21 protein-coding genes are annotated in these 25,549 nt (G+C 69.4%); 14 read left to right on the top strand and 7 right to left on the bottom strand.

Annotated features, from left to right (window positions below):
• The first annotated feature begins 185 nt into the window (after positions 1-185).
• From AOZ06_RS21810 to AOZ06_RS21790, 5 genes are all read left to right on the top strand, one after another.
• Positions 186-1,844 (top strand): NAD(P)/FAD-dependent oxidoreductase, encoded by a 1,659-nt coding sequence (locus AOZ06_RS21810; protein ID WP_054291101.1) that lies wholly within the window; start codon positions 186-188, stop codon positions 1,842-1,844.
• Between the two features lie 99 nt (positions 1,845-1,943).
• Positions 1,944-2,303: a hypothetical protein gene (locus AOZ06_RS21805; protein WP_054291100.1), complete on the top strand. Its 360-nt coding sequence runs from the start codon at positions 1,944-1,946 to the stop codon at positions 2,301-2,303.
• Between the two features lie 4 nt (positions 2,304-2,307).
• The gene (locus AOZ06_RS21800) at positions 2,308-2,808 is read left to right on the top strand and encodes a hypothetical protein (protein ID WP_054291099.1); all 501 of its coding nucleotides are present in this window, start codon (positions 2,308-2,310) and stop codon (positions 2,806-2,808) included.
• A 59-nt stretch (positions 2,809-2,867) separates the two neighbouring features.
• Complete coding sequence (locus tag AOZ06_RS21795; protein ID WP_054291098.1) at positions 2,868-7,379, top strand: nSTAND1 domain-containing NTPase; 4,512 nt, start codon at positions 2,868-2,870, stop codon at positions 7,377-7,379.
• Between the two features lie 44 nt (positions 7,380-7,423).
• Positions 7,424-8,230, top strand: coding sequence for a hypothetical protein (locus AOZ06_RS21790; RefSeq protein ID WP_063810085.1), 807 nt, complete (start codon positions 7,424-7,426; stop codon positions 8,228-8,230).
• A 6-nt stretch (positions 8,231-8,236) separates the two neighbouring features.
• Here AOZ06_RS21790 and AOZ06_RS21785 read toward each other — a convergent pair whose 3' ends face one another.
• Complete coding sequence (locus tag AOZ06_RS21785; protein WP_054291096.1) at positions 8,237-9,112, bottom strand: NAD(P)-dependent oxidoreductase; 876 nt, start codon at positions 9,110-9,112, stop codon at positions 8,237-8,239.
• Positions 9,113-9,179: 67 nt separating this feature from the next.
• Between AOZ06_RS21785 and AOZ06_RS21780 the strand changes: the two genes are divergently transcribed.
• Both AOZ06_RS21780 and AOZ06_RS61280 read left to right on the top strand, forming a co-directional pair.
• Complete coding sequence (locus AOZ06_RS21780) at positions 9,180-12,137, top strand: ATP-binding protein (RefSeq protein WP_054291095.1); 2,958 nt, start codon at positions 9,180-9,182, stop codon at positions 12,135-12,137.
• A gap of 100 nt (positions 12,138-12,237) precedes the next feature.
• Positions 12,238-12,369 carry a hypothetical protein gene (locus AOZ06_RS61280; RefSeq protein ID WP_257721477.1) on the top strand — a complete coding sequence of 44 codons (132 nt, stop codon included), beginning with the start codon at positions 12,238-12,240 and terminating at the stop codon, positions 12,367-12,369.
• 374 nt (positions 12,370-12,743) lie between these two features.
• Here the strand turns inward: AOZ06_RS61280 and AOZ06_RS21775 are convergent, their stop codons facing one another.
• Genes AOZ06_RS21775 through AOZ06_RS21760 form a run of 4 tightly spaced genes read right to left on the bottom strand, consistent with a single transcriptional unit; the run spans position 12,744 to position 15,390 of the window.
• Positions 12,744-13,121: a VOC family protein gene (locus tag AOZ06_RS21775; RefSeq protein WP_054291094.1), complete on the bottom strand. Its 378-nt coding sequence runs from the start codon at positions 13,119-13,121 to the stop codon at positions 12,744-12,746.
• Positions 13,121-14,584 carry a GMC family oxidoreductase gene (locus AOZ06_RS21770; protein WP_054291093.1) on the bottom strand — a complete coding sequence of 488 codons (1,464 nt, stop codon included), beginning with the start codon at positions 14,582-14,584 and terminating at the stop codon, positions 13,121-13,123. The genes AOZ06_RS21775 and AOZ06_RS21770 overlap by 1 nt, the downstream gene beginning before the upstream one ends.
• Positions 14,581-14,949, bottom strand: a complete 369-nt coding sequence (locus AOZ06_RS21765) for a nuclear transport factor 2 family protein (protein WP_054291092.1) — start codon at positions 14,947-14,949, stop codon at positions 14,581-14,583. The genes AOZ06_RS21770 and AOZ06_RS21765 overlap by 4 nt, the downstream gene beginning before the upstream one ends.
• A gap of 9 nt (positions 14,950-14,958) precedes the next feature.
• Complete coding sequence (locus tag AOZ06_RS21760) at positions 14,959-15,390, bottom strand: nuclear transport factor 2 family protein (protein WP_054291091.1); 432 nt, start codon at positions 15,388-15,390, stop codon at positions 14,959-14,961.
• Positions 15,391-15,484: 94 nt separating this feature from the next.
• Between AOZ06_RS21760 and AOZ06_RS21755 the strand changes: the two genes are divergently transcribed.
• A complete protein-coding gene (locus AOZ06_RS21755; RefSeq protein WP_054291090.1) occupies positions 15,485-15,802 on the top strand; it encodes a nuclear transport factor 2 family protein in 318 nt (105 codons plus the stop codon).
• A 55-nt stretch (positions 15,803-15,857) separates the two neighbouring features.
• Here the strand turns inward: AOZ06_RS21755 and AOZ06_RS21750 are convergent, their stop codons facing one another.
• Both AOZ06_RS21750 and AOZ06_RS21745 read right to left on the bottom strand, forming a co-directional pair.
• Entirely contained in the window at positions 15,858-16,757 is a 900-nt protein-coding gene (locus AOZ06_RS21750) for a DMT family transporter (protein WP_054291089.1), read from the bottom strand.
• Between the two features lies 1 nt (position 16,758).
• Complete coding sequence (locus tag AOZ06_RS21745) at positions 16,759-18,123, bottom strand: TrpB-like pyridoxal phosphate-dependent enzyme (protein ID WP_054291088.1); 1,365 nt, start codon at positions 18,121-18,123, stop codon at positions 16,759-16,761.
• A 361-nt stretch (positions 18,124-18,484) separates the two neighbouring features.
• Between AOZ06_RS21745 and AOZ06_RS21740 the strand changes: the two genes are divergently transcribed.
• The 6 genes from AOZ06_RS21740 to AOZ06_RS54215 all read left to right on the top strand — a co-directional run bounded on the left by AOZ06_RS21740 (position 18,485) and on the right by AOZ06_RS54215 (position 25,541).
• A complete protein-coding gene (locus AOZ06_RS21740; protein WP_054291087.1) occupies positions 18,485-19,933 on the top strand; it encodes an AMP-binding protein in 1,449 nt (482 codons plus the stop codon).
• A gap of 1 nt (position 19,934) precedes the next feature.
• Positions 19,935-20,189, top strand: a complete 255-nt coding sequence (locus AOZ06_RS21735; protein ID WP_054291086.1) for a phosphopantetheine-binding protein — start codon at positions 19,935-19,937, stop codon at positions 20,187-20,189.
• A 69-nt stretch (positions 20,190-20,258) separates the two neighbouring features.
• A complete protein-coding gene (locus AOZ06_RS21730) occupies positions 20,259-20,639 on the top strand; it encodes an ectoine synthase (protein ID WP_225954758.1) in 381 nt (126 codons plus the stop codon).
• 82 nt (positions 20,640-20,721) lie between these two features.
• The gene (locus AOZ06_RS21725; RefSeq protein ID WP_054291085.1) at positions 20,722-21,867 is read left to right on the top strand and encodes an acyl-CoA dehydrogenase family protein; all 1,146 of its coding nucleotides are present in this window, start codon (positions 20,722-20,724) and stop codon (positions 21,865-21,867) included.
• Entirely contained in the window at positions 21,861-22,508 is a 648-nt protein-coding gene (locus tag AOZ06_RS21720) for a transglutaminase-like domain-containing protein (protein WP_054291084.1), read from the top strand. Before AOZ06_RS21725 ends, AOZ06_RS21720 begins: the two co-directional genes overlap by 7 nt.
• Positions 22,509-22,661: 153 nt before the next feature.
• A complete protein-coding gene (locus tag AOZ06_RS54215) occupies positions 22,662-25,541 on the top strand; it encodes an aminotransferase class V-fold PLP-dependent enzyme (RefSeq protein WP_157233151.1) in 2,880 nt (959 codons plus the stop codon).
• Positions 25,542-25,549 lie beyond the last annotated feature (8 nt).

Raw genomic sequence — 25,549 nt, 5'->3', positions numbered from 1 at the left:
AAGTCACCAAGGTGACGCACGCCGTCAATGCCATACTCCGTCAAGTAAGCGCACCCGAACTGGCGGAACGACCGTAGATCACCCGGGCACTACGTCACGTGGACCGGCGAAACGGTGTGCGGCCGACGCACAATCGCCTGGTGCCGCACTCCCGCGGACAATCGCGTCTAGGCATCGGAGTCATCATGCCCGAATCCCACCGGCCGACCATGCTGGCGGTAGACGACGACCCGCACGTGCTCCGGGCGATCCGCCGCGACCTGAGCCGCGTCTACCAGGACAAGTACCGCGTACTGGCGTCGACCTCGGCGGCCGAGGGGCTGCGGATCCTGGACAAACTGCGCGACCGCGGCGAGGAACCGGCGCTGCTGCTGGTCGACCAGCGCATGCCGGAGATGACCGGCATCCAGTTCCTCGACCAGTCGCTCGACCGCTTCCCCTTGGCGCGACGGGTTTTGCTGACCGCGTACGCGGACACCGCGGTGGCGATCGACGCGATCAACCGCGTGCGGCTGCACCACTACCTGGTCAAACCGTGGGAGCCGCCGGAGGAGCGGCTCTACCCGGTGGTGGACGACCTGCTGTCCGACTGGCAGGCCTCGTACCAGCCGCCCTACGGCGGGATCCGCATCGCCGGGCACCGGTTCGCGCCGTCGACCCACCGGGTCCGGGACTTCCTGACGCGGCTGCAGCAGCCGTTCCGGTTCATGGACGTGGACCGGGTGGCGATGCCCGAACTGGACGGCGTGGACCCGGCCGAGCTCCCGGTCGTGCTGATGCCCGACGGGACCATGCTCACCCAGCCCTCGTTCGAGGAGTTGGTGGACGCGCTCGGGCTGACCGTGTCCGCGTCGCGCCCGCACTACGACGTGGCGATCGTCGGTGGTGGGCCCACGGGCCTGGCCACCGCGGTGTACAGCTCCTCGGAGGGGCTGTCGACGTTGTTGCTCGACGCGTACGTGCCCGGCGGCCAGGCAGGGACCTCCAGCCGGATCGAGAACTACCTCGGGTTTCCCGCGGGCGTCAGCGGTGCCGAGCTGACCAGGCGCGCGGTGGCACAGGCCCGCAGGTTCGGCACGGACATCCTGTCGCCGGTCGCGGCGGTGTCCTTACGCAGAGCCGGGCGGGCGCGCGTGCTCGCCCTGTCCGACGGGCGCGAAGTGAGCGCCGGCTGTGTCCTGCTGTCCACGGGCCTGTCCTACCGGCGGCTCGACGCGCACGGCGCCGAGCAGTTCGAGGGGGCCGGGATCTACTACGGCGCGACGGCCGCCGAGACGACGTCCTGTGTGGACCAGCACGTGTGGATCGTCGGCGGCGCCAACTCCGCCGGGCAGGCCGCGATGCACTTCGCCCAGCACGCTTCCCGGGTGACCATGCTGGTCCGGGCGGACTGCCTGCAGCGGAGCATGTCGCGGTACCTGATCGACGAGATCGAACGCCACCCGAACATCAGGGTCAGGCTGAACACGCGGCTGGTGGCCGCCGAAGGCAGCGAGCGGCTGGAGTGCGTCACCCTGCACAACGTGCTGACCGACCAGTTCACCACCGAACCGGCGGAGTTCCTGTTCACCTTCATCGGCGCGACCCCGCGAACGCAGTGGCTGGACGGCACGGTCATGCGTGACAGCAACGGTTTCCTGCTGACCGGCCCGGACACGTACCCCGGCAACATCCTGCCGGCGGGCTGGGACCTGCAACGCCACCCGCTGCCGCTGGAAACCAGCATTCCCGGTGTGTTCGCGGCAGGCGACGCCAGGGCGAACTCGGTCAAGCGAATCGCCTCGGGGGTGGGTGAGGGAGCGATGGCCGCGGCGCTGATCCACCAGTACCGGGCCGAGAGCTAGGACGGCGTCACGGCGCAGACCGGAACATTCCTCTTACGCGCGGCGCCCGCCTGCGGCCACAGTGTCCCAGTCCGAGTTGCACAGGACTGGAGGCAAACCATGGAGCAACGAGCCGGGCGCCGCGGGGCAGTCGTCTTCCTCGCGGTCGCGATCGGTCTTCTGGTAGCCGCGACAGCGTTGTTCGTCGTGCTCTACGTGAAGAAGCAGACGGACCTCGGCAAGGTGTCGGACCAGATCCGCACGACCGAGGTGTCGGTGGCCGACCAGTCCAAGCGGCTGACGACGGTCAAGGCCGCGGTGGCCGATCTCGACACCGAACGGTCGCAGCTGAGCACCACGAACGCCAAACTGCGCCTGTGTTCGGACGCCGCCAGGAACTCCGTCGCCGCCGCGCAGCGGTCGGACCGGACGGCGTTCGACGCCGCGATGGCCAGAGCTCTCGTCCACTGCCGGAGGTGACGTCGTGAACACGCTGAGATACGAGACGGGTTTGAACGGGTACGGCCAGGTCCCGGCTTTCGAGCCGCAGCCCGTGCCACAACCGAACGTGCAGCCGCCGAACGTGCAACCGCAGTACGCGCAGCAGCCGTACACGCATCAGCCGGTGATGCCACCGGCGCCTGCCCGGCGGGGACGTGCCACGATCGCCACGCTGATCGTGCTGGCGTCGTTGTTGCTGGTGTCGACGGGAGTTTTCGTGACGCTGTTCCTGATGGCGTCCAACGACCACATCGATGCCGTTGCGCGGCTTGACGACCGGCAACAGGAACTCACCGGCATGGACGGCAAGGTGCGGGCCGCCGAGTCCGCGCGCATGCAGGCCGACGAGCGCAACACCAGGCTGAAGTCGGGCAACGCGACCATGTCCACCTGTGTGAAGGCGATGCAGCACTACCTGTGGGACGGCCTGGTCGACGCGCAGCGGACCGCGGCGGCCCGTGAGTTGCTCACCAAATGCAGGTAGGCGTTCCGCGTCAGTGGCCTTGCAATAGGGTTGTCGCGCAACGACTGGGAGGGTCGAGCATGACCGACACCGTCACGGTGGACGCGGCGCCGGAGTTGTTCGGGCCGTACCGGATCGAGGAACTACTGGGCCGTGGTGGCATGGGCGAGGTGCACCGCGCCTTCGACACCGTGCACGAGCGGCACGTGGCACTGAAACGCTTGCCGCTGCTGGCGGGCCGGGAATTCGAGAACAGGTTCCGGCGTGAGGCCAGGATCGCCGAGCAGCTGCGCGCGCCGCACGTGGTGCCGGTGCACGCGCACGGCGAGATCGACGGGCGGCTGTACCTGGACATGCGGCTGATCGACGGGCCGGACCTCAAGCGCCTGCTGGCCGACGGCCCGTTGGCCGCGGAGCGGACCGTCGAGATCCTCGCCCAGGTGGGCAGCGCGCTCGACGCCGCGCACACGAACTCCGTGCTGCACAGGGATGTCAAGCCGGCCAACATCCTGCTGGACGCCGGCGGCACCGCCTACCTCGCGGACTTCGGCATCGCCCGGCTGCACACGCCGGACGTCACCCGGCTGACCGCGACCGGCGAGGCCGTCGGCACGCTCGACTACATGGCGCCGGAACGCCTGACCGAGCACGACGCGGGGCCCACGTCGGACGTGTACTCGTTGGCGTGCGTGCTGTTCCAGTGCCTGACCGGGCGGGTTCCGTTCCCCGCGGCCGACTCGGTCGGCAAGCTCACCGCCCAGCTCAACGACCCGCCACCGGCGGCGTCGCTGTTCGACCGCTGGATCCCGCCCGCGATCGACCTGGTCATCCAGACCGGAATGGACAAGGATCCGCGCCGCCGTTACCCGAGCGCGGGCGAGTTGATGGCCGCCGCGGCGGCCATCCTCACCGAAGCGCCCGCGAGCGCGCCTCCCGACCTGCCGAGCACCGACGACCACGGTCAGGCCTACTTCGTGCGGCTGCTGGCCGCAGTCGGTGACACGCGGGACAGCACCGCGCCGCCGCCCGCCGCCGACACGGCCGGCCGCGACACCACCGACGTGATCACCGACCACTGCCCGTACCCGGGTCTGCGGAGTTTCGACACCGGCGACGGCCAGTGGTTCTTCGGCCGCGAACAGTCCACACGCGACCTGTTCGCCCGATTGTCCCGGCAGCGCGCCGCCTCCGGGCCGTTGATGGTGGTCGGCGCGTCCGGCGCGGGCAAGTCGTCGCTGCTGCGCGCCGGACTGCTCGCGGCCCACGCCGGCAACGCGGCGCCGCAACTCGCCATGACGCCCGGTGAACGGCCGATCGGCACGCTGGCCGCGCGCCTGGCGCCGTTCCTTCGTACGGACCCGAACCGCTTGGCGTGGCAGATCTACGAGCAGCCCGCGTCGTTCGGTGCGATGTGCCGGGCGGCTGTCGCACACGCGGACGCGCCGATGCTCATCGTGGTCGACCAGGCCGAGGAGTTGTTCACGCAGTGCGCTGATCCCCGTGAGCGGGAGGCGTTCGCGACCGCCATCGCGCACGCGTGGCCCGCGCGGGTCGTCATCGCGACGCGTGCCGACTTCGTGGAGCACTTCATCTCGCTGTCCGCCCTGAAGCCGTCACTGGGCGCGCCGTTCGTGCTGGGGCCGATGACCACCAAGGAACTGGCGCGCGTGATCACCGGTCCCGCCGAGGCCGCGGGCCTGGAGCTGGAGCCCGGCCTTGCCGACCGGTTGATCACCGACGTCGGCGCGGGTGACGACCTCGGCGCGTTGCCCCGTCTCGCCCACGCGCTGCGGGAGACCTGGCGCAACAGGCAAGGCAACCGGCTGACGCTCGCGGGCTATCAGCAGACCGGCGGTGTCGACCGTGCCGTGGCGTTGACCGCGGACAGCATGTACGCGCGGCTCCACGAATACGACCGGCACGCGCTGCGGGCCGCGGTGCTGCGGATGATCACTCTGCTCGACGGTGGCGGCATCGCCCGGCGTTGGGCGCCTCGCGCGGAGGTACCCAACCGTGTCGTGGAGAGCCTCGTCGCCGCCCGGCTCGTCACGATCGACCGTGACCACGTCCAGCTGGCCCACGACGCGTTGCTGACCGCGTGGCCGCGGTTGCGCGGCTGGGTGGCCGAGGACCGGCAGGGCCTGCTCGTGCGCCAGCAGCTCGGAGTTGCCGTCGCCGGCTGGCAGACCAGCGGCCGGGACCGGTCCGACGTCTACCGTGGCGCACGGCTGGCCGCCGCGACGGAATGGGCGGCCGGGCGTACCGATCTGACGCCCGACGAGCGCGCGTTCCTGCGGGCCAGTGACCGGGAACGGCGTCGCCGCACCCGGCGGTTGCAGGGCCTGTCGGCAGGGCTGGCCGTCCTGCTCGTCGCCGCGCTCGTCGCAGGCGCGCTGGCCCTGATCGCGCGCAACGAGGCCGAGCAGGGCCGCCGGGACGCGTCGTCGCGTCAGCTGGCGGCCGAGTCACGCGCCGAGGCGGAGGTGAATCCCGTTGGCGCCATGCGCAAGGCCGTCGAAGCCTGGCGGGAGAGTCCCACCGTGCAAGCGCGCGGCGCGCTGCTGTCGGCGCCGCTGATCACGTACCCGTCCGCGTTCTCGTCCGGACTGTCCAATGTGTCCTCAGTGGACGTCGACCCTGGCGGCGGGCTGATCGCGATCGGCTCGAGCGACGGCAAGATCGTCGTGTGGGACACCAGGACCCGCGAGGCCGTGGACACCGGCATCACCGCGAAGGGCTTCGTGTCGGTCGTGCGGTTCTCGCCCGACGGCAAGCAGCTGGCCACTTCGGACATCGACCGCGACGGCAACGTCAGCGCCAGTTCGGTGCGGATCTGGGACGTCGCCTCCGGCAAGCAGGTGGCGCGGCTGGCCGGTGACCTGCCCGCGATCGGGCAACTCGCCTGGCGGCCGGACGGGAAGGCGGTCGCCGCCCTGTCGCTGCACCAGGACGACACGCGGGGCGTCGCCGAGTGGGATCCCAAGACAGGCAAGCTGATCAGGCCGCTCGCCAAGGGTGTCGTCGACCCGTCCAGCGTCTCCTACAGCACGACCGGTGACCGGCTGGCCATCGGCCGCGGCGACGGCAGCGTCGAACTGTGGGACACGGCCACGGCGACCCGGGTCAGCCGCCGCACCGAGCACGCCGACGCCACGACGACACGCGGCCCCAACGGGCTCATGCCTGTCCAAGTGGCGTTCTCGGGTGACCTGCTGGCCAGTTCGAGCGTGCTGGACAACACGATCAGGCTGTGGGATCCGCGGACCGGCGCGCCGGGGCTGGCGTTCCGCGACGTCAGGATCCACGCGGGCGGCGCGGGCGCCGCCGGGCCGAGCGCGCTGAGGTTCAGCCCGGACGGCAGGACGCTGTACACCAACAGCGACCTCAACTCGATCACGGCGTGGGACCCCGGCAACGGGACGTTCCTCGGCAACCTGCCGCAAGGCCCGCGTACCGGCACCACCACGGGCCTGAGCGTCATCGGGATCGCTGTCACGCGGGACGGCCGGACGTGGGTCGCCGCGAACAGCGACGGCACCGTCCAACGTTGGCGCACCAACACGAACTGGTACACCGATCCCCGCGCCTCCGTGATGAGCATCGCGTTCCGCCCGGACGGCCAGGAGATCACGGCTGGTGACTCCGAGAGCGGACTGTACACATGGAACACTGACTCCGGCACGCGCGTCGCGGGGACAACGGAACAGAGCGGTGGTGTCCTCGCGGTCGCCTTCACCCCGGACGGCAAACGGATCACCGGCGCGGGCAACGCGACCTTCACCGTGACCGCGCCGGATCGCGGGACGAAGCCGCGTACGGTCTCCCTGCCCGGCCGGTTGTTCGTCGGCCGGGGCGCCATGGCAGTGTCGCCGGACGGCCGGTGGCTCGCCGCGACACACCAACCGGCGGACACCGCACGCGCCGCGCAGGACTTCAAAATCACCGTCTGGGACGCCGCGACGCTCACCGAGCGCACCACACTCGACATGGGCAAGCATTGGCCGCTGGACCTGACTTTCTCGCCCAGCGGTGACCGGCTGCTCGCGCTGACCAGTTCCTCGGGCGCCGGGGTCACCGGCTCCGATCCGGACGGCAGCACCGCGGCGAGCATGGTGACGTGGCGTGCCCCGGACTTCAGCGGCGAATCCCGGACGCCGCTCGGCGAGGACACGCTCAACACCGCGGCCTACACGCCGGACGGCAAATCCCTGGTCACCGCCGGTATCAGCGGCCTGATCCAGATCCGTGACGCCGAAACCGGTGCGGTCCGCAAGCAGTTCGGCCAGCACCCGTCCATGGTGCGGCGGATCGCGATCTCCCCCGACGGCCGCACGCTCGCGTCGGTGACCGCCGAGGACTCCACGATCAGGCTGTGGGATCTCGCCGGTCACAGCCACGTCGCCGACCTCAACGCCCACCTCTCCCCGCTCAACGACGTCACGTTCTCCCCGGACGGAACACGGCTGGCCAGCGGCGGCACGGACACCAACGTGGCGGTGTGGCGCCTCGACCCGGCGGAAGCCAACCGCGAGGTGTGCGCGAGCCTCCTCGACGCGGTACCGGACGACCTGGGCAACACCGGATGCGGCTGACGTATCCTCGACCCTCGGCGAGACGTTGGTCTGCGAGGGGCGGGATGCTTCAAACCACTGTGCGTGGGAACGAACTGCATCCCGTACGCGTCGATTCCGGTGAGCGTCTGGTGTTCGGACGCGACCCGCACGGCGATCCCCCGCGGCCCGGCCGGGTGGCGTTGCGGCTGCCGGGCTGCGCTCCGCACGTGTCGGGTGTGCTCGCTGAACTCGTGGTCGGCCGGGAAGCCGCGATGCTGCGCTGGCTGGGCGCAGGCGAGGGCAGGCTGTCCAGCCTGCTGGACGCACCGGGCGGGGCCCGGCGGGTGACGCTCGTGCGCGGCATGTCGGCGATGCTCGACCTGGGCAAGAACGAACTCGTCGTGCTGGCGGGCAGGCAGGTCGGCCACGACCTGTACACCGACTTGCCGCTGACGTTCGCCGTCACCGCCCGCGAGGCGAGCGCGGCCGAGTCGATCACGCCCGGCCGGGACACCGAGCACAAGCCGCACATCCGCAAGGGACAACTGGCCAGGTACTCCAAGGAGTGGTACGTCGCGCTGGCGCTGGCCGAGCCGTGGCTGGCCGGGAACGACGACTCGCCGTTCCCGCCGACCAACCGCCTGATCTACGAACGCATCCGCGACTGGCGGGCGGGCAACGCGTGGAACCTCGACCGCCCGCAACGAGTCGACGACGCGATCCGTGCCATCTCCCGCGTCGTGTTCGGCGAACTGGCCGACCCGTACTCCGAGGCGCGGGACGGCCGCATCCAGAACCCGCGGTTCGCCATCGGCAAACGGATCGCCGAGTACCGCCTGGTCACCGCCGACGACCTGGCCGAGGTGCACACCACCCGCCCTGGACCGTGACGCCGGTCAGGTCCTGCCGAGCATCGTCTCGAACACGCCGGCCACGCTGTGCACCGGTTCGGCCACCTCGAGGCGCTTGCGCACCAGGTCCAGTGTCGGCAGGACGAAGCCGGGGTCGACGCCCGCGTCGTGGCTCGCGGCTTCGATGTACTCCAGCGCGTGCAGGTTGATCTCCAGGCTCGACTCCCCGCTCGTGTAGTCCCTCGTCTCGATTTCCCTGGTCAGCGACGGCAGGAAGGCCAGCATTCCGTTCAGCCACTGCACCGCCATGCCGAGGAACTCGGTCGGCTTGACGTTGGCCGAGTCCAGCAGGGCCACGCCGTGCACGTAACCGAACAACGTGCCGTAGGCCGCGCTGAGCAGGCCCATGCTGAACAGTTCCGCCACTCCCGGGTCGGCGGCGAGGTACCGGGTGGTGCCGAGGATCTCCAGTTCGCTGCCGTAGCGCTCGTAGGCGTTCGCCGAGCCGCTGAACAGGACCTGGGCGTCCGGGGTGCCGATGGCTTGCGGAACCGCCATCACCGCCGCGTCCAGGTAGTCCGCGCCGTGGGAGGTGGCCCATTCGGCCAGTGCGCGGATGTCGTCGGGGGTGCTGGAGCTGACGTTGAGCAGAGTACGTCCGCTCAGGTCGTCGGCCGCGGGTTCCAGCAGTGACCGGGCCGCGGCGTGGTCCAGCACCACGGTCAGGACGAGGGGGCTGGCCGCCACTGCCTCCGTGACGGATGCGACGACCTTCGCGCCTTTGGCTTCCAGCGGGGCGGCCTTCTCCGGGCTGCGGTTCCACACGGTGGTCGGGTGGCCGTCGGCGAGGAAGGCCGCGGCCAGTGCCGCCCCCAGCCTGCCGAGGCCGATCACGCTGACTGGTGTCTTGTCGTTGCTCATGTGATCAAGGTGCCTGCCTGCGCTTTCGGTTCGCTGGCGGTCGGCCGCCAGCGGGTACGGTTGTCCCGTGCGATTCGGGGTGCTCGGTCCGTTGGCCGTGTGGACCGCGGCTGGTGACCAGGTGCCTGTGCCGGAGGCGAAGGTCCGTGCCCTGCTGGCCGCGCTGCTGGCTCGGGAAGGCGCGGCGGTGTCGGCTGACCGGCTGCTGCTGGACCTCTGGGGTGACGACCTGCCCGCCAATCCCCTGGGCGCGTTGCAGACCAAGGTGTCCCGGTTGCGCCGGGCGATCGGTGCCGAGCTGGTGGAATCGGGCCCAGCCGGGTACCGGCTGAGTGCCGGTTCCGACGCGGCGGAGTTCGTCGGGCTGGTGGCCGCTGCCGCCGGGATGCCGCCGCGAGCCAGGGTGGAGACGCTGACCGGCGCGCTGGGGCTCTGGCGTGGTCACGCGTTCGCCGAGTTCGCCGACGAGGACTACGCCCGTCCGGTCGCGCATCGGCTGGAGGAACAGCGGCTGGCGGCCGAGGAACTGCTCGCGGAGACGCGCCTGGCGCTGGGTGAGGTCGGTGCGGCGCTCACCGGCCTGAGCGATCTGGTCGAGCGGTACCCGTTGCGCGAACGGTTGCGCGCGGTGCACCTGCGGGCGCTGTACCTGGCAGGAGGCCAGGCGGAGGCCCTGGCCGGATACGCCGAGCTGCGGGAACGGCTCGCGGACGAGCTGGGCGCGGATCCCGGGCCCGAGCTGACCGCGTTGCACGAGTCGATGCTGCGCCAGGACCCCGGGCTGCGGGCAGCGGCGCCACGGCCCCGCACCAACCTGCCCGCCGCGCTCACTCCCCTGGTCGGCCGTGCGCAGGCAGTCAGCGCCACACGTGCGCTGCTGTCGACGTACCGGCTGGTCACGTTGACCGGGCCGGGTGGTGTGGGCAAGACGAGGCTGGCGCTCGCCGCGGCTGAGGAGGCGCCGTTCCCGGACGGCGTGTGGCTGGTCGACCTCGCCGCTGCCACGGTCGCCGACGTCGCCGAATCGGTGGCCCGCGTGCTGCACGTACGTGAGGAATCCGGTGGTGACCTGGCCGAGCACGTGGCAGCCGCGGTGCGGGACCAGCGGCTGCTGCTGGTGCTCGACAACTGCGAGCACGTGCTCGTGCCGGTCGCCGGCCTGGTGGCGCACCTGTTGCGGGCCGCGCCTGACCTGCGGGTCCTGGCCACCAGCCGGGAGCCGCTCGGTGTTCCCGGGGAACGGGTGCAGGCCGTGCCGCCCTTGTCCCCGGCTGACGCTGTCCGGCTGCTCGTCGCGCGGGCTGAGGCCGCGGGCGCCGATCTGAGCACCGCCGACCGGGACATCCTGACGGCGTTGTGCCTGCGGCTGGACGGGTTGCCGCTCGCGCTGGAGCTGGCCGCGCCCCGGCTGCGCCTGCTCGGCCCGCACGAGCTGCTGTCCAGGATGGACGACCGGTTCCGGTTGCTCACCACGGGCGCCAGAATCGCGCCGCCGAGGCAGCGCACATTGCGCGCGGTGATCGACTGGAGCTGGGAGCTGCTCACCGAGCCCGAGCGGATCCTGTTGCGCCGCTTGGCCGTGCACGCCGAAGGCAGCACACTGGCTGCCGCCGAAGCGGTTTCCGGCGACTCGCTGTTGCCGTCCGATGACGTGCTCGACGTGCTGTCCCGCCTGGTCGACCGGTCGCTGGTGGTGGTCGCGGACGGGCCGCGTTACCGGCTGCTGGAGTCCATCGGCGACTACGCCCGTGCCCGCCTCGCCGAGGCCGACGAACTCCCGGCCCTCCAGGCCCGGCACCTCGCCCACTACCTGGGCCTCGCCGAACAGGCCCGGCTGCGTGACGCGGAAGCACGGACGTGGCTGCCTCGCCTGGACAGCGAATCGGCGAACCTGAGCCACGCGCTGGACACCGCGATCGACGCAGCGGATGCCGACAGTGCGCTCCGGCTTGTCCGGGCGCTGGTCTGGTACTGGTTCCTGCGCGGCAGGCTGAGCGAAGCCGAGCGCCAGCTGCGCCGGGCGCTGTCCGTGCCCGGGGAGCATCCGCTGCGTGACCCGGTTTCCGCGTGGCTGACCGGCTTCGCCCTGCTTCGCCGCGGCGGCACGGACGAACAGGCTCGCGCGTGCGCGGCGGGCCAGTCGACGACCGATCCCGACGCGGCCTGGTTCCTGGGTGTCTGCCTGTTCATCACCGGTGGCGACCTGACCGCCAGCGCCGCACGCCTGTCGTCGGTGTCCACAACGGACCCATGGCTGCGGGCGGCGAACCTCGCGGTCACGGCCTTCCAGTCCATCATGCGCGGCGACCTCACCGCAGCCCACGACGAAGCAACTGAGTCCTTGGCCGTGTTCGGGGCGCTCGGTGACGCGTGGGGCCGTTCCCAGGCCAGCCATTCGCTGGCGTCGCTGGCGGAGATCACCGGTGACTACCCGAAAGCCGTCGAACTGCGCACAGCGGCGCTGGACGAAGCCCACAAACAGCAGCTGTGGCTGGACGTCGCCGACCAGCTGACCGGACTGGCCAGGCTGGACCTGTTGTCCGGCAACCACTCGCTGGCCGAATCACGGCACAGGCAAGCCCGCCGCATCGCCACGGAACACGGATACCACGCCGGGATCGTGCACGCCGACCTCGGCCTGGCACTGGGCGCCCGCCGGATGGGCAGATTGGCAGAGGCGGAGGCGCTGCTGCGGCAAATCCTGTCGTGGCACGAACAAGTCCGTTACGCACCAGGAGTCGCCCTGGCCGCGGCGGAAATGGGCTTCATCGCCGAACTGAGAGGCAACGCGGACGAAGCCCTGTCCTGGCACACGCAGTCGCTGACCACGGCAGCAGCCAGCGGCGACCCCCGGTCGGTGGCACTGGCCAAGGAAGGCCTGGCGGGCGCACATTCCTTGGCAGGAGCCAACGACAAGGCCGTCACACTGCTCGCTGAAGCCACCGCGGCACGCGCGGCCGTCGGCGCTCCCCTGCCACCCGGGGAACGCGGAGACATCGACCGCATCACCGCACGCCTGCGCTAGCGTGGCGTGACGACCACGTCGGCACGGGCGTTGAAGCCGGGCGGGAGGTCGCGGTCGCAGTGGGCGCGGGTGTCGTGCCGGGCGGCTGACTCTCTCGCAGATGTGGGAAGCCGCCGTGCCGAGCTATTACGACCAGGTCACACGACTGCGCGAGCGGTACATCGCCGAAGCGGCGGCTCTGTCCCAGTCCGGGCGGCTCACGATGGCGGTGCGCACATCCTGGCTGCCGTAGCGTCCACACGTCTACGATCGTTGAGATCATCAATTCAGGATTCCCACCTCGTGGTCCGACCGGTAACCCACTGATCGAACTGCCGCTACTGCCACAGCACCGGCGCACATCAGGGGCGAAGTCGCTGACCTGCGGTTTTGTGGTGTTGGAAGATCACGGGTGAGCTGATCTGGCAGCCACGCAAGTACACTCAGATCCGACGACCGACGACGAGCCGGACAACGCGTTCGCCGAATCGATGCTCGGTCTTCAGGAAAGCCGGGACCCGCTGCAAACCGGCAAGATCAAACGTCTGCTTGACCATGTCGCTCGGCGGGCGATGAGTCCGGTCATGTCGCTCGCGCGGATCCGCGCCATGGCACAACCGCACCGGTCTATGATGCGGGAAAGCCTTGGCTGATCTCGACGACGACCCCGTCGGGGTCACGCACCCAGATGGTTCGCCATCCCGGCACGAACTCGTCGAATCCCAGCGGCCCCAACGTGATCTCTGCGTCCAGGTCGGCGGCGACCGCGTCGACGTCGTCTACCTGGAACGCCAGGTGCCGGACCATCCCGGCGGCGTCCGGCCCGTCGCGTGAACCGGTGACCGCGATGGTGCCGTCGGCGGGGAACAGTTCCAGGTGTACGGATCCGTTGCCGACAAACACGATGTCACCGAAGGCCGCGACCCGGCTGAACCCGAACTGCCGGTAGAACGCCTCGGTCCGGCCGACGTCCACGCAGTTGAGGGCCACGTGCGACCAGCGCATCAGCCCACCGCCTTGATCAGGTCCGCAGCGCGGGCGGCGACCATCTGCACAGTGGCGTGCGGGTTGCACGACGGCAAGGCGGGCATGACGCTGGCGTCGGCGACCCGTAGCCCGACGACACCGTGCACCTGCAAGTACGGGTCCACAACGGACATGTCGTCGATCCCCATCCGGCAGGACCCGGCGTGGTGGTGGTAGCTGTCGGCGTTCTCCCTGACGAAGTCCACCAACGGCTGGTCGCCGTAGACGTCAGCTCCTGGCACGACTTCCTGCGTGTTCCACTCGGAGAACGACCGCGTGGCAACCAGGGCGCGAGCCAACCGCACGGCGTAGACCAACCGTTCCACGTCGGCGCGGTCGCCCAGGTAGTTGGGGTGCACCAACGGCTTCCCGAAGGGATCGGCGGTTCCGAGCCGCACCCATCCCCGCGACATCGGCCGTACCACGCCGGGCAGAACGCTCACCGAACGGTTGGGCTTCACCGCTGGGTAGAACGGCGCGTGGACGAAAGCCAGCTGGATGTCCGGCGACGGCAGTCCGGGCTGCGTCGTGGCGAACAACGCGCTCTCCGAGAAGTTGTGCGCAGGTGGAGGGACCTGAGCACTGGCCTCCGTCATCACGCCGGTCAGCACGTGGTTGTGGAAGTTCTTGCCGACGCCGGGCAAGGGTGCGGTCACCGGGATGTCGAACTCGGCGAGCTCGCTCGGGTGCCCGATCCCCGACAGCATAAGCAGTTTCGGCGACTCGATCGCGCCGGCCGCCAGCACCACCTCGGCACGTGCGTACGCACGCGCCACCTCGGCCTGCCACCGGTACTCCACGCCTGTGCATTCGTGCTTGCTGATCAGCAGCCGGGTCGCGTGGGCGTTCGTCCGCACTGTCAGGTTGGGCCGGTCGAGCACGGGCTGCAGGTACGCCGCGCGTGCGCCGTACCGTTTGCCGTCCTTGACGTCGAGGTGGTGCCAGCCCGCGCCGGCCAGTTCACTGGTGTTGAAGTCGTCGATCTCTTTGTAGCCCAGCTCCCGGCACGCCTCGATGAAGGCTCGCGAGGCCGGGTTGCCCGAATCGCCCGCGTGGGTGGCGGGCGGTTCGAGCTCGTCGAAGTACGGCAGGACGTCCTGGTAGGACCATCCCGCCGCGCCCTGGTACGCCCAGTGGTCGAAGTCCGAGGGGTGGCCACGGACGTGCATCATGGCGTACAGGTTGCCGGTACCGCCGAGGCCACGACCTCGCGGTTCCACTGTGGACCGCCCGAGCAGGCCGGGCTGCGGGACGCTGCGGTACCCCCAGTCCGCGGTGCTGCCGTGCAGCCCCAGCCACCCGGCCGGGTCGTCGACGCCCGCGGGCAGCTCGGCGCTGCCCGCCTCCAGCAGCAGAACACTGGCGCCGCCCGCGGAAAGCCGGTTGGCCAGCACGCTTCCGGCCGCACCGGCGCCGACGACGACGTAGTCGAATTCGTTCATGACGTCAGCACCTGGAACGGGACCGTGTCGTGCACGTTGCTCATGTAGGCGATCCGGCCGTCCTCGACGCGGAAGTAGTTCATCACGTCCGCCTCGATGTCGTCACCGCTCGCGGTCTTCGCGGTGATCCGGGAGACCACGACGCCTTCCGGGCCGTCGACGAGGATCCGGCGCGGCGCGTTGCGGAACGACGAGTACATCCGGCCGAATCCGCTCATCATGGCCCGCAGGGTCTCCCGGCCCTCGATGTGCCCGGCGAGTTGCTCGTCCATCACCATGTGCTCGGTGAACAGCGCACACCAGTTGTCCCACTCCCCCGCGTTGGCGTACTCGTAGTACTTCACCAGTACGTCCTTCGTGTTCACGACTGCTCCTCACAACGCGGCGGACCCGGCCATCGGCACGAGGTCGTTCACCACGTAGGTCTTGATCCGCGGCCCGCTCGGCCCGGCCACGACGACCCAGGTCTGGTCGGCGTCGAATCCGAGCCACGTGCTCCGCGGCGCCGGCGGGTTCCAGATCGATGCCTGCCAATTGACTCGTACCAGCACAGTCGCCTGGTCGCCATCGATCGCCACGGACACGCCGGTCACTACGTGCAGTTCGTCGAAGAACTTGTGTGTCACGGCCTTGTACCACTCGCCGAAGCCGGCGTGGCCCCGCGCGGTTGTCTCCGGGAACCGCATCTCCAGCCCGTCGTCGACCACCATGGCCCGCACGGTCTCGAACTCGTCGTGCCGGTCGAGCGCCAGGTACCAGTCGTCCACGAGCTTCCTGATCGACTTCTCGGTGAGCCGTTCGGTCATCACGCCACCTTCCCGATCGGACTTCGTACGGTCACGGATCCGTTGGCCGCGAACGCTTGTCTACTGTCGGAACAAACACCGATGAGGAGAGACCATGCACCCGGTATTCCAGAAGCAGCTGGACTGTCTGGCAGGCGGCGATCTCGACGCCCTGCTGGACAACTACGCGCCCGACGCGACTCTCGTCCGGTTCGACCGCGTGGCGAACGGGATCGAGGAGGTGCGGGAGACCATGCGCGGCTATCTGACGGCCAAGCCCGAACTGGTCGAGTTGAGCCAGTACGCCGAGAGCGGCGACACGGTCTTCTACCGCGCCACCATGAAGGTCGGTGGGCAGCAGCGGGACGCGTTCGGCACACTCGTGATCAAGGACGGCAAGATCTGGCGGCAGACCGCCGGGTTCGGCGCGTGACCGGTTCGTGGGGAACGGTCAGGAGTGTCCCGTTCCCCACGAACCCTCGGGCGGGCTACCGGACCGTCATCTTCCCCGCGCGCTGGGCTCGGGTGGGTGCCACGCCGAGTCGGTTCTCGGCGATGGCGAGTCCCAGCAGGACGATGACCGTCCCGGCGGCCATGCTCCAGGTGATCGATTCCGACAACGTGAGGACGCCGATCACGACAGCGGCCACCGGCACCAGGTAGTTCACGGCGGACGCCGTGGTCGCGCCGTGGTCCCGGATCAGCCGGAAGTACAACACGTATCCCGCGCCTGTCGCGACTGTGCCGAGCAGCACGATGCTCACCACGACCGGCCAGGTGAACGTCGGCGCGTGCCACGCGAACAACGGCGTGACCAAAGCTTGTAGCACGGTCGCGGCCATGACCTGGGCCGCGGCGAGCGCCAGTGGCGCGATGTCCAAACCGGACAGCACCTTGCGGATGTACACCGCCTGAGCCGCGTAGCACGCTGCCGCGCCGAGCACAGCGACCTGCCCGCCGAGCGTACCCGGCGCGTCACCCCACGGCGCCACGACCAGGACCACACCGGCGAATCCGATCAGCAGACCGACGGTCTTGCGCACGGTCGCGCGTTCGGACGGCAGGGTGAAGGTCGCGAATGCCAGCGTTATCAACGGCATCGCGCCGATGAGCACACCGGCCATCCCTGCGCTCGTGTGCTGCTGCCCCCACGCCAGCAACAGGAACGGCGCGACCAGGCCGAGGATCGCGGCGACGGCGATGTGCGCCCAGACGACGCCGAAAGAAGGCAGCTTGACGCCCCGCATCCGCACGATCGCCAGCAGGACGACAGCGCCGAGCAGCAACCGTGCCAGCACGAGCTGGCTGGGGGTGAGGCCACCGAGTGAGATGGTGATGAACGTGTGGCTGCCGCCCCAGATCAGCCCGAGCGCCAGGAACAGCACCATGTCAGACCGCCGCCAGCTGCGGGATGCTGGCCAGGCCGCTGGCCAGCGCCTCGGCCGACAGGGTGTCGTCGCGCAGCCGCCCGGCGAAGTACTGCTCGTAGGCGGCCATGTCGAAGTTGCCGTGGCCGGACAGGCCGAAGAGGATCGTCTTGGCGACGCCTTCCTCACGGCAGCGCAGCGCCTCGTCGACGGCGGCGCGGACGGCGTGCGTCGACTCCGGCGCGGGCACGATCCCCTCCGAACGCGCGAACATCACCCCGGCCTGGAAGCATTCGGTCTGGCGCAACGCGACGGCTTCCATCAAGCCGTCCTCGACGGCCCGGCTGACCAGCGGCGCGATGTTGTGCGCGCGCAGCCCACCGGCGTGCACGGCGGGCGGGATGAACCGGTGGCCGAGGGTGTGGGTGCGGAACAACGGCGTCAGCTGGCGTGTGTCGGCGTAGTCGTAGGCGATCCGGCCTTGGGTGAGCGTCGGGCACGCCACGGGTTCGGCCGCGATCAGCCGCACGTCCTTGCCGGTGCGCTGTTTCTCGCGCAGGAACGGCAGTGACAGGCCGGCCAGGTTGCTGCCGCCGCCCGCGCAGCCGATCACGATGTCCGGGTAGTCGTCGGCGAGGTCCATCTGCTTGATGGCTTCCTGGCCGATCACCGACTGGTGCGCGCAGACGTGGTTGAGCGCGCTGCCGCGGGCGTATCCGCTGCTGCCGTCGGCGAAAACCGCCTGCAGCGCCTCGGATTTCGCCACCCCGAGGCTGCCGGGGTGGTCGGGGTTCTCCGCCAGGACGGCCCGGCCCGCGGCGGTCTCGGAGCTCGGGCTCGGCGTGCACTCGGTGCCGAACGCCTCCATGATCGAGCGCCGGTACGGCTTCTGCTGATAGCTGACCTTGACCATGTAGACCTTCGCGGTCATGTCGAACAGCGCGGCGGCGAAGGCGATCGCGCTGCCCCACTGGCCGGCGCCGGTCTCGACGACCAGCCGCTGTCGTCCGGCCAGCTTGTTGTAGTACACCTGCGGCACGGCCGAGTTCGGCTTGAAGCTGCCGGTCGGCGCGACGCCCTCGTACTTGTAGTAGATGCGGGCGGGGGTGCCCAGTGCCTTCTCGAGCCTGCGGGCCCGGAACATCGGCGTCGGCCGCCACTGCCGGTAGATCTCGCGTACCGCTTCGGGGATCTCGAACTCGGGCGCGGTGCTCAGCTCCTGGTCGACCAGCTGTTGCGGCATGGTGCGCGCGAGGTCGTCCCGTTTCAGCGGTGCCGCGGTGGCCGGGTCGAGAATCGGTGCCATTCCGGGTAAGTCGGCGGCACCGTTCTGCCAGGTCCACGGAATGTCGTCCTCGCGGAGCTGGAACTTGATCTGCTCACCCATGTCGTCGTCTCCCGCACTCGGCCTCGATGTCAGTGATCTGCGCGCCATATCAGTGAACGCACGCACGGGACAGACCGGCAATGTGGCGCACCCACATCGCGCTCACTTGACCAACTCGCTGCTACCAAAGAACAAACGACCGCCGTCTACACCGGCCCGGGCCGCGCGGGCAAGCCCGCGACCGGCTCAGCGGGAACACTCAGTCAAGTCGCCATTCGTTCGGTGTGATCCACGTCACAACCGAGAATACCGGGGCCCGTCTGCGGTTTGTACATCGCATCGACGCCACATTCGACCCGGGCCGAGAGAGATTTCCTTTTCCTCCCAGCGAATTGGCGGGAACACGACACGGGAGCCGACCATGCCTTCTCAGAATTTCCTCGCGCGGCTGAAGGAGCGGATCGCCGAACGGCCGAACGCGCCCGCGCTCCGCTGGCGGGACGTGACCATAACCTATTCCGATCTCGCCAGGATGGTCGACGACGCCACGGCGGAGCTGGCTTCGTCAGGTCTCGAGCGCGGCGAACGGGTCGCGGTGTCCGCCGACAAGTCACCGGAGCTGGTCGCCCTTCTGATCGCGTTGTGGCGCGAGGGACACACCGTCGTCCTCCCGTCCCGGGATCTCGGTGGCGCCGCGTTGACCATGCTCGCCAACGCCGCGGGCGTGTCCCGGCTCGTCACTCCGAGCCCGGTGCTCAGCGAGCCCACCCGGCCCACCGGTGTCCACCACGCGCCTCCCGCCGGGGACTCGCTGCTGATCCTCACCACGTCCGGGTCGACCGGAGTGCCCAAGCTCGTCCCGCTCTCGCCACGCGGTGTGGACAACTTCTTCGACTGGGCGGCGTCCGCGTTCGACATCCGGCCGGGTGCGCGGGTGTTGTCGTACGCACCGCTGAACTTCGACCTGTCGCTGCTGGATGTGTGGGCGTCGCTGGCCAGGGGCGCGACCGTGACACTCGTCGACCCCCAGTTCGCCACCGACGGCAGCTACCTCGCGCACCTGATCGACAACCACCGGATCACGGTCGTGCAGGCCGTTCCGATGGTCTACCGGCTGCTGGCCGACCTGAGCCTCGGCCCGGTCTGGTTCCCCGAGGTCCAGCACCTCGTGGTGACCGGGGACGCCGCACCGCCGAAGCTGTTGCCCGAACTCGCCCGGATGTTCCCCGCCGCACGCCGCTACAACCTCTACGGCTGCACCGAGACCAACGACTCGACCATGTACGAGATCACCGACGCGGCCGAGCGCCAGCTGCCGATCGGCTCCCCGCTTCCCGGCGTCGACACGCGCATCATCACGTGCGACGGAGACCTGCTCGACGGCCCCGGATCGGGCGAGCTGTGGGTGTCCACACCGTTCCAGGCGACCGGCTACCTCGACCCGAACGTCACCCGGGAGCGGTTCGTCCCGCACGGCAGCACGGTGTTCTACCGGACCGGTGACGTGGTGTTCCGCGACGAGCACGGCGTGCTCACGCTCGAAGGCCGGTCCGACTTCCACGTCAAGGTCCGGGGCGCACGCACCAACATGGCCGAAGTCGAGTTCGTCATCCAGCGCCACCCGGACGTCGAAGAGGTCGCTGTGGTCGCCGTGCCCGACGACCTGGCGGGCAACGTGCTGCACGCGGTCGTCAGCCGCCGCGAGGGGTCCGCGCTCAACAGCCTCAAGCTGCGCCAGCTGTGCATGGAAGGTCTCGCCAGGACCGCCATCCCGACCACGATCACGATCGTCGACGAGGCCCTGCCGAGGACGTCGACCGGCAAGGTCGACCGCACCGCCGTGAAAACCCGTTACACAGAGAGGATCTGACATGCCGCGGACCGATGAGATCAAGGAGTGGGTGGTGCGCAACTTCGCACCCGACGTCACGGCAGCCGAGCTGCCCGACGACTACGACCTGCTCGCCAGCGGGCTGATCACCAGCCTCAGCCTCGTCCGGCTGGTCACCGGGCTCGCTGCCGAGTTCGACGTCGACATCGACGCCGCCGACCTGCGCCCCGACTACTTCCGGTCGGTCAGCACGATCGCCGAGTTCCTCGGCGCCACGCCGCAGCCGCAGGCGTAGTTCGTTCCCTTTCCTTTTCCGCACCCGCTTTTCCCAGTGGGTGACGCACGCCCGAAGCAGATCGGAGAGATGACGATGTTCATTCGCACCAGGGAAACCGTCCGGATGGTCGACTGGGGCAACGGCGACAGCTACCGGTTGCTCACCGCGGCGGACGGGATGGGCTTCACCGTCTGCCACACCGTCGTCCGCGCGGGCACCAGCTCGAAACTGCAGTACCGCAGGCACTTAGAGGCGTGCTACTGCGTCTCCGGCAAAGGCGAGGTGGTCTCCAGCGACGGCGTGACGCACCCGATCGAACCGGGGGTGTTATACGCGCTCGACCAGCACGACCCGCACACCCTGATCGCCGCTCCGTCCGAGGACATGCACCTGATCAGCGTGTTCAACCCGCCGCTGTCCGGCGAGGAGAAGCACTCGCTGTGCCAGGACGGCTACTCCTGCTACTGACCACACCGTCGTGAGTGGTTTGGCCGGTTGCGGCCGAACGAACCACTCACGATCACCTACCTGCGAAAGGAGGCGTACGTCCATGTCAGACGAGTGGTACGAGCGGATGGCCGAGCTCGGCGAGAAGCTCGGCTCCGACGTGACAGCCGACGACCAGTCCGGCGAGTTCTCCCACGAGAAGTGGCACCTCGTCGCCGCGACCGGCCTTTTCGGACTCCCGTTCACCGGCGACCGGAGGCTTTCGGACCGGACACTGCCCCAGATCACCGCGGCACTGGAGGGCCTCGGTCACGGCAGTGACGACGCGAGCCTCGGTTTCAGCGTGGCCACCCAACTGGCCAGTTGCGCTGTACCGCTGGCCCGCTTCGGATCCCCCGCGCTCCGGGAGCACTACGAGCACGCCGTCACCACCGGCCGGATCATCGGCGCCCACGCGATCACGGAACCGGGAGCGGGATCGGACGCCCTCGCGATGACCACCACCGCCGTGGCCGGCGGCGACGGCTACGTCATCAACGGCAGCAAAGCCTTCATCTCCAACGGCCCGATCGCCGACCTGGTCGTCGTGTACACGGTGACCGGACAACCTGGAACGTTCACCGGCCTGACGGCGTTCGCAGTGCCGCGTGGCACCGCCGGATTCACGCTGAGCGAGCCGCTGGGCAAGATGGGGCTGCGTTGCTCCCCGTTGGGCACAGCGAAGTTGCGGGACGTCCATGTCCCGGCGGATCACGTGGTCGGTCAGGTCGGCGGCGGCTCGTGGCTGTTGTCGCACGTGATGGCACGCGAGATCCTGTTCATCGCGGCGGGACAGGTCGGCCAGATGCGGCGCCGCCTGGACGCGTGCGCCACCCGCGCCCGCAGCAGAGTCCAGTTCGGACAGCCGATCGGCGCGTTCCAGGCCGTCGCGCACAAGATCGTCGACATGCGGATCAGCATCGAGACCGCCCGCAAATGGTTGCACGACACCACGGCGCGGATGGTCGCGGGTGAGGACGTGACCGCACGCGTGGCGATGACCAAGATCGTCGTCAGCGAGGCCAATGTGGCCACCGCCCGGACGGCCGTGCAGGTGTTCGGCGGCGCCGGCTACCTGTCGTCCACCGGCATCGAGCGCGGCCTGCGTGACGCGATCGCCGGAACCATCTACTCCGGCACGTCGGAGATCCAGCGCAACAAGATCGCCGCGGTCATGGGCCTCGGGGAGAACGGAGGATCCTCATGGTGACCGCGCCCACCGAGTTCCTGGACTACCGGCACGAACGCGTCCAGCGATTCGTCGCCAAGGCCATCGGCGACGCCACAACACCCAAAGACCAGGCAGTCCGGCTGTTCTACGCGGTACGGGACGGCCTGCACTACGAGGTCAGCGGCCAGGACCTGTCCAGGGAGGGCCTGCGCGCGAGCGCGATCGTCGCCAGTGGACAGGGCTTCTGCGCGCACAAGTCCATCCTGTACGCGGCCGCGGTGCGCGCGGTCGGGATCCCCAGCAGGATCGTGGTCAGCGAGGTCCGCAACCACCTGGCGTCCCCGGCGCTCAAGGCCCTCGTCGGCGGCGACACGTTCGTGCACTGGCTGACTTCGATCCGGCTCGGCGGGCGGTGGCTGTACGTCACCCCCGTGTTCAACAAGGTGCTGTGCCGGTTGTACCGGATGGAACCGCTGGAGTTCGACGGCGAGTCCGACGCGCGCCTGCACCCGTTCAGCGGCGGGGACCGGATGGAGTTCCGCACCGAGCACGGGCACTTCGACGATGTCGACTACGACCGGTTGATCGGTCTGATGCGGTCACGCCACCCCGGCATGTTCACCGAGGGCACTGTCGTGCCCGACGCCGGGTCGCTCGCCGCGCAGGCCGCCGAGATCTGAGCACCCGGCGTGCCGGGCCGGGCGGGGAGAGCTGAGCGAGAGAACGGCGAGAGGCAGCCGGAATACCTTTTCAATCAGGCGTTCCACCACTGTCCCCCGGTTATCGACACTCCCACGCGATCGGATACGGCGCGATTGGGCCAGGAGGCGTACATGTCCGGAAACACCCACCAGGCGAAGGCGGTCATCGTCGGCGCGGGCCCGGTCGCGTGCTTGGTCGCGATCGAACTGCGCAGGCGCGCCTTCGACGTCGAACTCTACGAACGCGGACCCGATTTCCGCAGGCTGCACGGTGGCAAGGGGCACTCGTTCAACCTCACCCTGACCCGCCGCGGCCTGCAGTCGCTGCAGCCGCACCTCATCGACGTCCTCTACCAGAACGGAGTGCCGTTACCGCAACGGGTCATCCACCACGCGGACGGCTCCCTGTCCTACCAGCGGTACGGCACCGCGGACGACCACCACCTGCTGTCCATCCCCCGTGGACTGCTGCACCACACCTTGATGGACGAGGCCGAGAAGGCCGGCGCGCAGATCTACTTCGAGCACGAGTGCATCCGCGCGGATCCCGCCAACGCCAAGGCCACGTTCGCCACCAGCTCGAACGGCTTCCGGGAGAGCACCGGCGACATCCTGATCGGCTGTGACGGCGCCAACAGCATCGTCCGGCAGGAGATGTCACGCCGTGGTGCGCGGATGAGCATCTCGCAGGAGTACATCACCGACGGGTTCGCCGAGCTGAAGATGCCGCAGTCGGCGGACGGTGGCTACGCGCTGCTCCAGGCGCTGCGCGACCCCAGCCGTCCGGACAGCGAGATCCACGGTCTGCACGTGTGGCCGCGCGGTGACTTCGTCCTGCTGTCCCAGCCCAATGTGGACCGCAGCTACACCACGGGCTTGTTCATGCCGCTCACGTCCGACGACCCCGGCCAGCCCACGTGGGCCAGGCTCAGGACCGAGGCGGACGTGCAGGCGCTGTTCGCCGAGTACTTCCCGGACATCGTCGAGTTCCTGCCGCAGCTGACCAAGGACGTGCTGGCCGCGCCGCCGTCGTCGTTGAAGACGATCAAGTGCTTCCCGTACCACCACGAGCTCGCGGTGCTGATCGGCGACTCGGCGCACACGATGGTGCCGTTCTACGGCCAGGGCATCAACTGCAGCTTCGAGGACGTCCGGACGTTCTTCGAGATCCTCGACAGGCGGCTGGCCGGGCCCGGCGACCGCGAAGCCGGCATCCGCCAGGCGCTCTCGGACTTCACCGACGCGCGCAAGGGCCCCGGTGACGCGATCGCCGACCTGTCGCTGGCGATGCGCGCCGAGCTGAAGTCGCACACCGACGAGACGGACTTCCACGCCCGCAACAAGCTGGAGAAGCAGCTGCACCTGCGCCACCCCGGCGACTTCATCCCGCTGTACCACATGGTGGCGTTCACCAACATCCCGTACAACGAGGTGATCGCGAGGCACGAACAGCAGCGGTCCGTTGTGGATGATCTGTGCAGCAGGATGGACGTGCACACCGAGGCGCACAAGATCCTGGACGCCTACCCGGCAGGTTGCGCGGCCAACGGGTCGAAGCTGGGCCAGATGCCGACTCTGGACCTGGCGCTCGACCAGCAGAAGTACCTGCTGGACACGGTCGCCGCCCGGCTGCTGCGCTACCAGGAGGACCTGGCGGCAGGCAAGTACCCGGCGTCGTACCTGCACCACCCGGACGGCGCGCACGACGCGGACGGCAAGCTGATCGGCGCGTTGCTGCGTGAGGACGACGTTCCCCAGCACGGCACCAGCCTGGAGGTGTTGCTGTCGGAGATCTTCGACAGGGCGATGACCAACGGGATGATCCACCCGCATCCCGGGTTCATGGCGCACGTCCCGTCCGGTGGGCTGTTCCAGGCGGCGGTCGGCGAGTTCATCTCCCGCACCCTCAACCGGTTCCCCGGCGCGTGGGCGGCCTCCCCCGGCTTCACCCAGATCGAGACCAACGTGATCAAGTGGTTCTGCTCGATGCTGGGCTACGGCACGGGATCGTTCGGCTACCTCACCACGGGTGGCTCGATCGCGAACTTCATGGCGATGCGCTGCGCGCTGGCGCAGGTCGGCGAGGCGGCGCAGCAACGGGCGACGATCTACGTGTCCAGCCAGGGCCACTTCTCGGTCGCCAAGGCGGCGCGGATGGCCGGCATCCCCGGTGACCGGGTCCGCAGCATCGCCGTGAACCGCGACTACACCATCGACCTCGACGAGCTGCGGCGCGCGGTGAACCACGACATCGACCGCGGGTACATCCCGGCCTGTGTGGTCGGCACGGCGGGTACCACGAACACCGGTGCGGTCGACGACCTCGTCCAGCTGGCCGATTTCTGCTCGCGGTACGGCATCTGGCTGCACGCCGACGCGTGCTTCGGCGGGTTCTTCCGGCTCACCGGCCGGGGCAGGGCGCTGCTGGAGGGCAGTGGCCAGGCCGACTCGATCGCGGTCGACGCGCACAAGTCCCTGTTCCTGCCGCACGGCATCTCCGCGCTGCTGGTCAAGGACCAGTCGCGGCTGAAGGTCGCGTTCGAGATCGGTGGCGCCGCGTACGTCCCCGAACTGTCCGACGACGACAACTTCGTCGACTTCTGCAACTACGGACCGGAACTCACCCGCGAGGCACGCGGCCTGACCGCGTGGCTGCCGATCAAGCTGCACGGCATCAAGGCGTTCGAACGCTGCCTTGACGAGAAGCTCGACCTGGCCGACGACCTGGCCGACCGGCTGGCGCACCTGGACGCGATCACGGTGGTCGACCGCGGCAAGCCGCACCTGCCGACTGTCGGATTCGGTGTCCGGTCGGACAACCGCACCGAGCAGGCACGCCGCAACGAGCGGCTCGCCGAGCTGATCAACTCGCGCGGCAGCGTCTACCTGTCCACCACCACGTTGCCCGAGGAGGGCCTGGTCGTCCGGTCGTGCATCATGCACCACCAGACCGACAAGGTCGTGATCGACCAGCTCCTCGAAGACGTCACGTGGTCCCTCGGCAAGCTCTGAGAAGGAAC

This window comes from Kibdelosporangium phytohabitans (assembly GCF_001302585.1).
Classification (GTDB): domain Bacteria; phylum Actinomycetota; class Actinomycetes; order Mycobacteriales; family Pseudonocardiaceae; genus Kibdelosporangium; species Kibdelosporangium phytohabitans.
Note: the sequence above shows the minus strand (reverse complement) of the source record. Positions and strands in the feature narration are given on the sequence as shown.

What these genes read in the sequence shown, in the direction of transcription:
- AOZ06_RS21810 (WP_054291101.1), top strand. Translation starts at nt 186, where the DNA reads ATGCCCGAATCCCACCGGCCGACCATGCTGGCGGTAGACGACGACCCG.
- AOZ06_RS21805 (WP_054291100.1), top strand. Translation starts at nt 1,944, where the DNA reads ATGGAGCAACGAGCCGGGCGCCGCGGGGCAGTCGTCTTCCTCGCGGTC.
- AOZ06_RS21795 (WP_054291098.1), top strand. Translation starts at nt 2,868, where the DNA reads ATGACCGACACCGTCACGGTGGACGCGGCGCCGGAGTTGTTCGGGCCG.
- AOZ06_RS21790 (WP_063810085.1), top strand. Translation starts at nt 7,424, where the DNA reads ATGCTTCAAACCACTGTGCGTGGGAACGAACTGCATCCCGTACGCGTC.
- AOZ06_RS21785 (WP_054291096.1), bottom strand. Translation starts at nt 9,112, where the DNA reads ATGAGCAACGACAAGACACCAGTCAGCGTGATCGGCCTCGGCAGGCTG.
- AOZ06_RS61280 (WP_257721477.1), top strand. Translation starts at nt 12,238, where the DNA reads ATGTGGGAAGCCGCCGTGCCGAGCTATTACGACCAGGTCACACGACTG.
- AOZ06_RS21775 (WP_054291094.1), bottom strand. Translation starts at nt 13,121, where the DNA reads ATGCGCTGGTCGCACGTGGCCCTCAACTGCGTGGACGTCGGCCGGACC.
- AOZ06_RS21770 (WP_054291093.1), bottom strand. Translation starts at nt 14,584, where the DNA reads ATGAACGAATTCGACTACGTCGTCGTCGGCGCCGGTGCGGCCGGAAGC.
- AOZ06_RS21760 (WP_054291091.1), bottom strand. Translation starts at nt 15,390, where the DNA reads ATGACCGAACGGCTCACCGAGAAGTCGATCAGGAAGCTCGTGGACGAC.
- AOZ06_RS21755 (WP_054291090.1), top strand. Translation starts at nt 15,485, where the DNA reads ATGCACCCGGTATTCCAGAAGCAGCTGGACTGTCTGGCAGGCGGCGAT.
- AOZ06_RS21750 (WP_054291089.1), bottom strand. Translation starts at nt 16,757, where the DNA reads ATGGTGCTGTTCCTGGCGCTCGGGCTGATCTGGGGCGGCAGCCACACG.
- AOZ06_RS21745 (WP_054291088.1), bottom strand. Translation starts at nt 18,123, where the DNA reads ATGGGTGAGCAGATCAAGTTCCAGCTCCGCGAGGACGACATTCCGTGG.
- AOZ06_RS21740 (WP_054291087.1), top strand. Translation starts at nt 18,485, where the DNA reads ATGCCTTCTCAGAATTTCCTCGCGCGGCTGAAGGAGCGGATCGCCGAA.
- AOZ06_RS21735 (WP_054291086.1), top strand. Translation starts at nt 19,935, where the DNA reads ATGCCGCGGACCGATGAGATCAAGGAGTGGGTGGTGCGCAACTTCGCA.
- AOZ06_RS21730 (WP_225954758.1), top strand. Translation starts at nt 20,259, where the DNA reads ATGACGATGTTCATTCGCACCAGGGAAACCGTCCGGATGGTCGACTGG.
- AOZ06_RS21725 (WP_054291085.1), top strand. Translation starts at nt 20,722, where the DNA reads ATGTCAGACGAGTGGTACGAGCGGATGGCCGAGCTCGGCGAGAAGCTC.
- AOZ06_RS21720 (WP_054291084.1), top strand. Translation starts at nt 21,861, where the DNA reads ATGGTGACCGCGCCCACCGAGTTCCTGGACTACCGGCACGAACGCGTC.
- AOZ06_RS54215 (WP_157233151.1), top strand. Translation starts at nt 22,662, where the DNA reads ATGTCCGGAAACACCCACCAGGCGAAGGCGGTCATCGTCGGCGCGGGC.